Raw genomic sequence first — 9,854 nt, 5'->3', positions numbered from 1 at the left:
AATTAATATAGTAGACAATATGAGTAAAAAATTATCATATCGTTATAAATCAATCATTGATCCTAGAGATATAAAGGAATCCGTTAAGAAAATAAACGCTCATATTGTAAATTTTTTTAGTATAAAGAATGGTAGTTGTTATACTCCTCAGTCAAACCTTTATGAACTCACAAATAACCCTCATCGATATTCTATCGATAAAATTCTACAAAGAGGATATGCTGACATCGACGAGATAAATTATCTCACTCCTTATGTGCTTTCTAATACAACTATTTCAAATGAAATTGTTCGAAAATGGGCATATCTACTCGAAGCTAGCAATACCGAGTTCCAAAGGGATGTCGATATTTGGCTATCTTTGTTATTTTATCGAGTTAATGACTTCTATAATTCTGAACGTTATTTTATCAAATCTGAATCGATAAAAATGATCGATAATTCATTTTTATATTTAGTCCGATCGGATATATCAATCCGCTTATCTGATGAAAACAAGTTCCTAGAGTATTATATGAAATCTCTAATGTCGCTTATCAATATTGTTTCCGCCAAATATGTTTATCATAGAATCGCTAACTTGAATAATAGCGCTGAATGTCTTTCTCCTTGGAAGGAATTAGATTCAGTATTAGCACTTAATCAAGTGAACCCTTTTTGGATAAATTCTTTCTCTAGTTACTGCAAGCGCGCTTCACCTTATTTAAACTATTACTCCAAGCCTACTTAACGATATGACAAAGCAATAAGCTTTAGCTCTTTTTCTGAAAACGCCACACAATATGATTGTTCATACTCCTTTTTATCCAGAAAATTTACTTCAATCCAAATCAACTTTTCTTGGATAGCAATAACTTTAGTGAGAAGTTTCCCTCTGATAAGATATTTAATCGCTTTTGCGAGTTCAAAAAACTCAGAAGAATGATCGAATAGGTCTCTCTGGAGATCTCTTGGCATTTTAATTACTTGAGCATACATGACCACACCTAGTACAATAATTAGCTGGTATAAATTTAATCTATCAGCTTTTATTCCAACTAGCGAATACATCAGAGCCAGTATTTTCTTTTATTATTTTTCGTTTAAGTATTAAAAAAAAAGCTGCCTTTGGCAGCTTTTTTTATTTGATAACACGTAGGCTTGGTCTGCCTTTAGGTTTTGGAGGCTGACTATCATCACCCTCTGATTCATTTGCGTCCTCTTCTACTGAAGCATCTGAAGCAACTGTCAAACCAACCGATGATGCTGTATCAATATCTTCTTCCTCAATTGAAAGATAAGCATCTTCTGGCTCGAACATTGTTCCTGCACCATTCTCACGAGCATAAATAGCTTGTACAGAATAGAGAGGCACGATAACCGAGTGTGGTCGGCCACCAAATCGAGCATGGAAGGTGATCGCTTCATTGCCTAGTTCGAGTTGACCCACTGCTCTAGGAGCAATATTCAGGATGATTTGACCATCTTGAATAAACTCTTGAGGAACGCGAACGCCAGGTAACATTGCATCGACAACAATGTGTGGCGTTAGATCATTTTCCACCAGCCAATCATAGAATGCACGCAGCATGTATGGTCGGCGAGGAGTCATTTTTTCAATATCCATGGTCACTTAGCGAACCAAACGCATCTCACGTTCAGCTTCAGTCAGTGAAGCAAGGAATGAATCACGTTCGAATACGCGATTCATGTAAACTTTGATCTCTTTAGATCCTGGACCAATTAGCTCGATACCCATTTCAGGTAAGCGCCATAGTAGTGGTGCTAGGTAGCAATCGATCAAGCTGAATTCTTCACTCATGAAGTATTCGTACTCAGCAAAAATCGGTGCAAGTGTCAGAAGATCATTGCGTAGTTTATTGCGAGCCGCCTCAGATTCTTCTGCAGAACCTTTCATAACTTTCTCCGCAAGCGTGTACCAGTTACGCTCAATACGGTAGATCATTAGTCGGCTATTACCACGTGCAACTGGGTAAACAGGCATAAGTGGCGGATGAGGGAAACGCTCATCAAGATATTCCATAATGATCTTTGAATCGTAAAGGGCTAGCTCACGATCAACCAAAGTAGGAACGGTCTTATATGGGTTTAGCTCAGCAAGCTCAGCAGGGATGTTCATTTCATCCACTAACTCAACTTCAACACTGACACCTTTTTCAGCTAGAACGATTCGAACCTGGTGGCTATATAAATCGGTAGCACTTGAGAAAAGAGTCATCACAGAACGTTTATTGGCAGCTACAGCCATGGAGCCCTCCGGGATACTTACAAAAAAACAATGGAGGCGACGCCTCCATTGTGAACAAATTTGGAATTAGCGCGAGATTATAGCACAATTAGTGAACATCACGCCAATACTCTTTCTTGAGCAACACTACAACAATGGTGAAGATGACTAGGAAACCCATCACCCACCAACCAAGCGCATGACGCTCAAGTTTCACTGGGTCACCAGAGTATTCTAGGAAGTTCACCAAGTCGCGAACGGCATCATCATACTCACTCGAACTCAGTTCACCACGGCCATCAGTTTCTGTACCAACAACCACTTGGACTTCTTGACCATCAACAACTTGCGTCTCATAGATTGGAGTTGGAATGCCTTGAAGCTCTTCAAGAACGTGTGGCATACCTACGTTCGGGAACGTCACGTTGTTCACGCCAAATGGACGGCTTGGGTCCACATAGAATGAACGCAGATAGGTATATAGCCAATCAACACCACGAACACGTGCAACAAGTGTTAGATCAGGTGGCGCAGCACCAAACCAAGCCGCTGCTTGCTTCTGTGGCATTGCATTCACCATCAAATCACCAATCTTCGCTTCTGGGTCGAAAACAAGGTTTTCTTTTGCGAGATCTACTGGGATACCTAAGTCATTCGCGACACGCTCATAACGTTGATATTGCGTCGAGTGACATGCAAAGCAGTAGTTCATAAACAGCTTAGCGCCATTTTGAAGTGATGCTTGGTCACTAAGATCGTTGTTTGCTTTATCTAGATGTACATTACCACCAGCAGCTAGCGCTAGAGATGGTAGCAATGCGAAAAGTACTACAATCCACTTTTTCATTTGAAAGTCACCCTCTCTGGTAATGGCTTAGTTTTTTCATTCTTACTGTAGAAATACAACAGAACGAAGAACATGAAGTAACCTAAACTGAAGATCTGAGCCAGCAGCGTATACGTTGGTGTTGCAGGTAGCGCACCAAGAATACCCAAAGCAATGAAGCTGATGGTGAACTGGATGATGTTCAGTAGATGAATCTTACTTCTGTAGCGATAAGAGCGTACTTTACAACGGTCGAACCATGGCAATAGGAATAGGAATACAATCGATAGTCCCATTGCAACAACACCTAGTAACTTGTCCGGTACAGCACGAAGAATCGCGTAGAACGGTGTGAAGTACCATACAGGAGCAATATGCTCAGGCGTTTTCAGAGGGTTTGCCGCTTCAAAGTTAGGTGGCTCAAGGAAATAGCCGCCCATTTCTGGATTGAAGAACAATACATAACAGAACAAGAAGAAGAAGCCTGCGATACCCACCATATCCTTAACGGTTCCATAAGGATGGAATGGAATGGAATCGATGATGTCATATTTCTTGCTGTAGTAATCGTGGAACTTAAACTGCGTCTTATAATCGTCGCCCATTGTCCCTTTCGGTAGCTTAGTCTCAATGCCATCAGGGTTGTTCGAACCGACTTCGTGAAGTGCCAAAACGTGTAAAACGATAAGAAGAAGTAGCACGATAGGCAGAGCAATAACATGCAGAGCAAAGAAGCGGTTGAGCGTCGCTCCAGAGATGATGTAATCACCACGAATCCAAAGAGTAAGGTCGTCGCCAATAACAGGAATCGCACCAAATAGTGAGATAATTACCTGAGCACCCCAGTATGACATTTGTCCCCATGGCAATAGATAACCCATGAAAGCTTCTGCCATCAATACTAGGAAGATGAGCATGCCGAATACCCACAGTAGCTCACGAGGCTTTTGGTATGAACCATAAATCAAGCCACGGAACATGTGAAGATAGACGACAACAAAGAATGCTGAAGCACCCGTAGAGTGCATATAACGCAGTAGCCAACCGTATTCCACATCACGCATGATGTATTCAACAGATGCAAATGCACCTTCGCCAGAAGGTACGTAGTTCATGGTTAGCCAAATGCCTGTAAGGATTTGGTTAACCAGAACAAGCATGGCTAGAGAGCCAAATAGATACCAAAAGTTGAAGTTCTTTGGCATCGGGTATTCAGATAAATGCTTTTTATAAGCATTCATTGCAGGTATACGTTTTTCTACCCAATCAAGTAACGCTTGCATTATGCATCCCCCTCATCAACACCAATGAGTATTTTCGTGTCACTCAAATACATATGTTTAGGGACCACTAGGTTAAGTGGCGCAGGAACACTCTGGAATACACGTCCCGCCATGTCGAACTTAGAACCGTGGCATGGACAGAAGAATCCAGAACGTACACCTTGAACTTGTTCACTAAAAGTGTCTGGTAGATAAGTAGGTGAACATCCTAGGTGGGTACAGAAACCGACGGCAACAAAATACTCAGGTTTAATTGAGCGGAATTCATTTTGTGCATATTCAGGTTGCTGTTCTTCAACAGATTTAGGATCTCGTAACTGACCATCGATAGTAGTCAGGTTGTCCAAAACTGATTGAGCTCGACGTACGATCCAAACGGGCTTACCCTGCCATTCGACACGGACCATTTGGCCTTCTTCGAGCTTACTGACTTCCACCTCTACAGGGGCACCAGCAGCTTTAGCTTTGGCACTTGGGTTCCAAGATTTAATAAAAGGAACGGCGACTGCAGCTGCCCCCAGACCACCAACAACCGCAGTTGTAGCAGTTAGGAAACGCCTGCGACCGTTATTTAAAGGCGCATTGCTCATCCAACATTTCTCCCATTTGCTCCTTTGGGTCAATACCGAGCGAATCCAAGTTGCTCTTTCATGTTAAATAACCTTACGGGGAACCATTCCTTGGGTTATTTTCCTTGAATTGAACGAGCCAAATCTAGTTTATTATTTTGGCTACTTGAGTCAGCTCAGACATCGATTCCGACCAGCAGAGCATGGCTAACAAAGTACAAATTTTTGTTGTATTTATTTGATAGCAAATGATAAAGAAAACCCTACTTTTTGACAAGATAAAGCTACCTTTTCGTAACATCTATAGCAGGAAATCGCTTGCTAGTTCACAAAAGGGAGGAAAAGGACAGTCTGTTATGAGGAGTTGAGCAATTTTCAGAGGTTAGATAAACGCAATAAACAAAAAAGCCCAGCCATAAGGCTGAGCTTTTTGATCCACAATCCAGTCGAAACTGGAAAGCATAATCTTCTCGATAAGGAGAAAATTAACGCTTAGAGAACTGTGGACGACGACGTGCTTTACGTAGACCAACTTTCTTACGCTCAACGCAACGAGCGTCGCGAGTAACGTAGCCAGCTGCACGTAGAGCAGGACGTAGAGTCTCATCGTATTCCATTAGCGCGCGAGTGATACCGTGACGGATAGCACCTGCTTGACCAGAAATACCGCCACCTTTAACAGTAACGAATAGGTCTAGCTTCTCAGTTAGTTCAGTTAGCTCAAGAGGCTGACGAACTACCATGCAAGAAGTTTCGCGACCGAAGTAAGTTTCTAGATCACGCTTGTTAACTACGATGTTGCCAGTGCCTGGTTTGATGAAAACACGAGCAGCTGAGCTTTTGCGACGGCCAGTGCCGTAGTATTGATTCTCTGCCATTTTCGAAATCCCCGATTAGATGTCTAGTACTTGTGGTTGTTGAGCAACATGGTTGTGCTCAGCGCCAGCGTAAACTTTAAGCTTACGGTACATAGCACGGCCTAGAGGACCACGTGGTAGCATACCTTTAACCGCTAGCTCAAGAGCCATTTCAGGCTTACGATCAATCAGCTTTTCGAAAGTGATTGATTTTAGGCCACCTGGGAACTCAGAGTGACGGTAGTAAACTTTGTTTTTAGCCTTGTTACCAGTTACAGTAACTTTCTCCGCGTTTACAACGATGATGTAATCACCAGTGTCAACGTGTGGAGTGTATTCAGCTTTATGTTTGCCACGTAGGCGAGATGCAATTTCACTTGCTAGACGGCCAAGAGTTTTACCTTCAGCGTCTACAACGTACCAGTCGCGTTTTACAGTTTCTGGTTTAGCAACGAAAGTTTTCATGCTAATAATAACCCGTTAATTAAATTTACACTTAAGGAGCTTTCGCTCCCACTGTCTAAGAGCCCATACATCACCCCTTCGAGTGTTGAAACTCTCGGCTATTTGTTTCAGAGAAACTAGCCTGCAGTAACGGTGGGTCGCAGGATTATAGAGAAGCTCGAAGAAAAAATCATCTATTTTTTGGACAAAATTGGTAAAAACCTCAAGCTAAGTGCTCTGATGCCAAATAGTCATGGCTTTGCATCTCCGTTAATCGCGAAATACAGCGCTTAAATTCAAACTCCAGCTGACCTTCAGTATAGATATCCTCAAGGGCTACCTCAGCAGAAATGATAAGTTTTACTCTTCGCTCGTAAAATTCATCAACTAAGGCAATAAAGCGCCTTGCTGCATCATCTAACTTAGCATCCATCTGCTTAACATCAGCCAGCAATACAGTGTGATAAATTCTCGATATCTCGATGTAATCATTTTGGCTGCGCATGGTTTGGCAAAGCTGTGCAAAACTGGCGTAGAGCACATCATCGGCAGAGGCAATCACTTCGATGTCTCGATGATTAATCTCTATTGATCGCTCTTGAACTCGATCCTCTGTTACTAGCTGACCAAAATAACGTTTGAGATTGGCATACGCAGCGGCATCTAACGGGTAATGATAGATCTCCGCCTGTTCTAATGTTCTCAAACGGTAATCAATACCACTATCGACGTTCAGTACATGACAGTTTTTCTGAATCATAGTAATAGCAGGAAGGAACCTTGCACGCTGCAAACCGTTTCGATATAGGTTTTCTGGAGGAATATTCGACGTCGCTACCAGTACAACACCACGCTTAAATAGAGCTTGCAATAAAGTGGCAAGAATCATGGCATCCGTAATATCAGAAACATAAAACTCATCAAAGCAGATGATTTTCGCTTCCGAAGCAAACGTATCTGCGACCTGCTCCAGAGGGTCTTGCACATCACCTAAGCGCTTTAGTTCATCATGAACTCGATACATAAAACGGTGGAAATGAACTCGCATCTTTTGAGACGTCGGCAGACTGTCAAAAAATGCGTCCATTAAATAGGTTTTCCCTCGACCTACCCCACCCCAAAAGTATAACCCTTGTGGCGGAGTAGCTTGCTCGGGTGATTTTCCTAGCAGCTTCTGCATCATACTTAACGCAGGGGCTTCGAAGTTCAAATAATCGACATACTCATGATGCAAACGGTCTAAGGCTTCAACGGCAGCCCTCTGTGCGGGGTCGCTTTGGAAACCATTTGTTTCAATATCATTATTGTATTTTTCTATGGGCGTCATGGATAACTCGCAACACTGATCCAACTGTTATTATTAGCGTATTTTGCTTTATTGGCTTGAATTCTCATAGTAACATGGCTAAACGACGTGTGTAACCGCTTGGTAACGCACATGTTAATAAACATTATAAAGGAGCTGTTATGCCTTGGATATATGCCATTGTCGGCTTGCTAGTTGGTGCTATTCTAGGAATTGTGATTTCTCGACTGACTACTCCACAATACAAGAAACAAAAGACCATCCAAAAAGACCTTGAGTCCGCGAAGTTTGCACTGGAGCAACAGCGTCAAGAATTGTCTGATCATTTCGCACAAACCGCTGAAATGCTTGATACATTGGGGAAAGACTACACTAAGCTTTATCAACACATGGCGAAGACCTCTTCGGAGCTGCTGCCAAACCTACCCGAGCAAGATAACCCGTTTGTCAAAAAGATTGCTGAACACAATGTAGAAACGATAAACGATGTTAACACTACAGAAGAACCGCCAAAGGATTACGTTAATGGCGCGACAGGACTTCTTAGAGAAGAGAAGAAGGAAGTGATTGAAGCTCCAGAAGCTGTCTCACAAGAGCCCGTCACCGCTAAAGCTTCGTAACATCCTCATCTGTTGGCCAGCAATTACACAAATTGCTGGCCAATTCACCACCCCAAGTGAACTTTATAGAATTCGTTGAGTCATAACCCTTACTGATCCATAGAGGAGTTTTATGATGAAAAAACCATTGCTTGCATTAACTGTTCTATCGTTAAGCTTGAGTTCAATCATCGCCCCACTACCTGCAACCGCTGCTTTACCTTTATCTGTCGATGGCGAACAGCTTCCAAGCCTTGCACCTATGCTAGAGCAAGTTACGCCCGCAGTTGTTAGTATTGCTGTTGAAGGTACTCAGGTTTCCCGTCAAAGTTTGCCTGAGCAATTCCGTTTTTTCTTTGGTCCTGACTTCCCAACCGAGCAATTACAAGAAAGGCCTTTTAGAGGGTTAGGATCTGGTGTAGTCGTAGATGCTGACAAAGGCTATATCGTTACTAACTATCACGTCATCAATGGCGCAGAAGACATCCGCGTTAAACTTCATGATGGTAAAGAGTACGATGCTGAGCTTGTCGGTGGTGACGAAATGTCAGATGTGGCATTACTAAAAGTTGATGGCGCTAAAAACCTCACAGAAATCAAAATTGCCGACTCAGATCAACTCCGCGTCGGTGACTTTACGGTAGCAATTGGTAACCCGTTTGGATTGGGACAAACTGTTACCTCTGGTATCGTCTCCGCATTGGGTCGTAGTGGACTAAATCTAGAAAATTTTGAGAACTTCATTCAAACCGATGCTGCAATTAACAGTGGTAACTCAGGTGGCGCATTAGTTAACCTGAAAGGTGAACTCATCGGTATCAATACCGCGATTCTTGGCCCTAACGGCGGTAACGTCGGGATAGGCTTCGCAATCCCTTCAAATATGATGAAGAACTTAACCGAACAAATCATCGAGTTTGGCGAAGTGAAACGCGGTATGCTGGGTGTTCAAGGTGGAGAAGTCACTTCGGAACTTGCGGAAGCCCTAGGTTACGATTCCAGTAAAGGTGCTTTCGTAAGCCAAGTTGTCCCTGACAGCGCAGCTGATAAAGCTGGACTTGAAGCGGGTGACATCATTGTGTCTGTTAACGGTAAGAAGATCTCGACCTTCAGCGAGCTCAGAGCCAAAGTGGCAACGCTTGGTGCCGGTAAAACGGTTAAGCTCGGTATTATACGTGACGGCAAAGAAAAATCCTTTAACGTCACCCTCACTGAAGCTGCTAAAACCATTACCAAGGCCGATAAGCTTCATGAAGGGCTAACAGGCGCAGAGTTCGCAAACACTGATAAGAGCGACCCTGTTGAAGGGGTCAAAGTGAAATCGGTAGCGGAAGGGTCTCCAGCTGCTCAATATCAACTTGAGCAAGGCGATATCATTATCGGAGTGAACCGTACTCGAGTGAAGAATGTTGGCGAACTACGTAAGATACTTGAGAAGAAACCTGGCGTTTTAGCTCTCAATATCCAGCGTGATGACCGAAGCATTTACTTAGTTGTACGCTAGAAGCTCACAAAATTGTAAATTCTAAGTGAAAGAGCAGCTCCGATTAGGGCTGCTCTTTTATTATTTAAGTTTTAAATGATATCCTCTGGCTTTATAGCTGTCGTTTCATGTACACGAGTTTTTTAGTTAATATCATGAAATTAACTCGTTTGAGTCGCCTCTCAATACTATGCTTGCAAAGTAGAAGTCATTGAAAGAACACGTTAACGACATCGGTTTTTGCGTTTGAATAGAGGAAA

General features: G+C 42.7%; 12 protein-coding genes. 3 read left to right on the top strand and 9 right to left on the bottom strand.

All coding sequences use genetic code 11. From position 1 onward, the window contains the following. Positions 1-730 (top strand): hypothetical protein (locus tag HW45_RS02250; RefSeq protein WP_235225338.1); only part of this gene is annotated, 730 nt, incomplete at its 5' end. Here HW45_RS02250 and HW45_RS02245 read toward each other — a convergent pair. From HW45_RS02245 to zapE, 9 genes are all read right to left on the bottom strand, one after another. Then, a complete protein-coding gene (locus tag HW45_RS02245; RefSeq protein ID WP_143696325.1) occupies positions 727-978 on the bottom strand; it encodes a hypothetical protein in 252 nt (83 codons plus the stop codon). The two genes, HW45_RS02250 and HW45_RS02245, sit on opposite strands and share 4 nt — an antisense overlap. A 142-nt stretch (positions 979-1,120) precedes the next feature. Beyond that, positions 1,121-1,606 (bottom strand): ClpXP protease specificity-enhancing factor, encoded by a 486-nt coding sequence (gene sspB, locus HW45_RS02240; RefSeq protein WP_038224381.1) that lies wholly within the window; start codon positions 1,604-1,606, stop codon positions 1,121-1,123. A 6-nt stretch (positions 1,607-1,612) separates the two neighbouring features. Beyond that, positions 1,613-2,248, bottom strand: coding sequence for a stringent starvation protein SspA (gene sspA, locus HW45_RS02235; protein WP_006075657.1), 636 nt, complete (start codon positions 2,246-2,248; stop codon positions 1,613-1,615). 88 nt (positions 2,249-2,336) lie between these two features. Beyond that, positions 2,337-3,074 carry a cytochrome c1 gene (locus tag HW45_RS02230; protein ID WP_006075656.1) on the bottom strand — a complete coding sequence of 246 codons (738 nt, stop codon included), beginning with the start codon at positions 3,072-3,074 and terminating at the stop codon, positions 2,337-2,339. Beyond that, positions 3,071-4,336 (bottom strand): cytochrome b, encoded by a 1,266-nt coding sequence (locus HW45_RS02225; protein ID WP_006075655.1) that lies wholly within the window; start codon positions 4,334-4,336, stop codon positions 3,071-3,073. The genes HW45_RS02230 and HW45_RS02225 overlap by 4 nt, the downstream gene beginning before the upstream one ends. Next, the gene (gene petA / locus HW45_RS02220; protein WP_038224352.1) at positions 4,336-4,926 is read right to left on the bottom strand and encodes a ubiquinol-cytochrome c reductase iron-sulfur subunit; all 591 of its coding nucleotides are present in this window, start codon (positions 4,924-4,926) and stop codon (positions 4,336-4,338) included. Before petA ends, HW45_RS02225 begins: the two co-directional genes overlap by 1 nt. A gap of 464 nt (positions 4,927-5,390) precedes the next feature. Then, positions 5,391-5,783, bottom strand: coding sequence for a 30S ribosomal protein S9 (rpsI, locus tag HW45_RS02215; protein WP_006075740.1), 393 nt, complete (start codon positions 5,781-5,783; stop codon positions 5,391-5,393). Between the two features lie 15 nt (positions 5,784-5,798). Then, positions 5,799-6,227, bottom strand: a complete 429-nt coding sequence (rplM, locus tag HW45_RS02210; RefSeq protein ID WP_006075739.1) for a 50S ribosomal protein L13 — start codon at positions 6,225-6,227, stop codon at positions 5,799-5,801. Between the two features lie 202 nt (positions 6,228-6,429). Further along, positions 6,430-7,533, bottom strand: coding sequence for a cell division protein ZapE (zapE, locus tag HW45_RS02205; protein WP_038224351.1), 1,104 nt, complete (start codon positions 7,531-7,533; stop codon positions 6,430-6,432). Between the two features lie 140 nt (positions 7,534-7,673). On the opposite strand from zapE, the gene zapG reads away from it, so the two are divergent. Then, a complete protein-coding gene (gene zapG / locus HW45_RS02200; RefSeq protein WP_038224349.1) occupies positions 7,674-8,132 on the top strand; it encodes a Z-ring associated protein ZapG in 459 nt (152 codons plus the stop codon). Between the two features lie 115 nt (positions 8,133-8,247). Next, complete coding sequence (locus tag HW45_RS02195) at positions 8,248-9,615, top strand: Do family serine endopeptidase (RefSeq protein ID WP_006074467.1); 1,368 nt, start codon at positions 8,248-8,250, stop codon at positions 9,613-9,615. Positions 9,616-9,854 lie beyond the last annotated feature (239 nt).

It is taken from the genome of Vibrio sp. ER1A, assembly GCF_000733315.1.
GTDB lineage: Bacteria > Pseudomonadota > Gammaproteobacteria > Enterobacterales > Vibrionaceae > Vibrio > Vibrio mediterranei.
The sequence above is the reverse complement of the archived record's forward strand: the minus strand, read 5'-3'. Positions and strand labels throughout refer to the sequence as shown.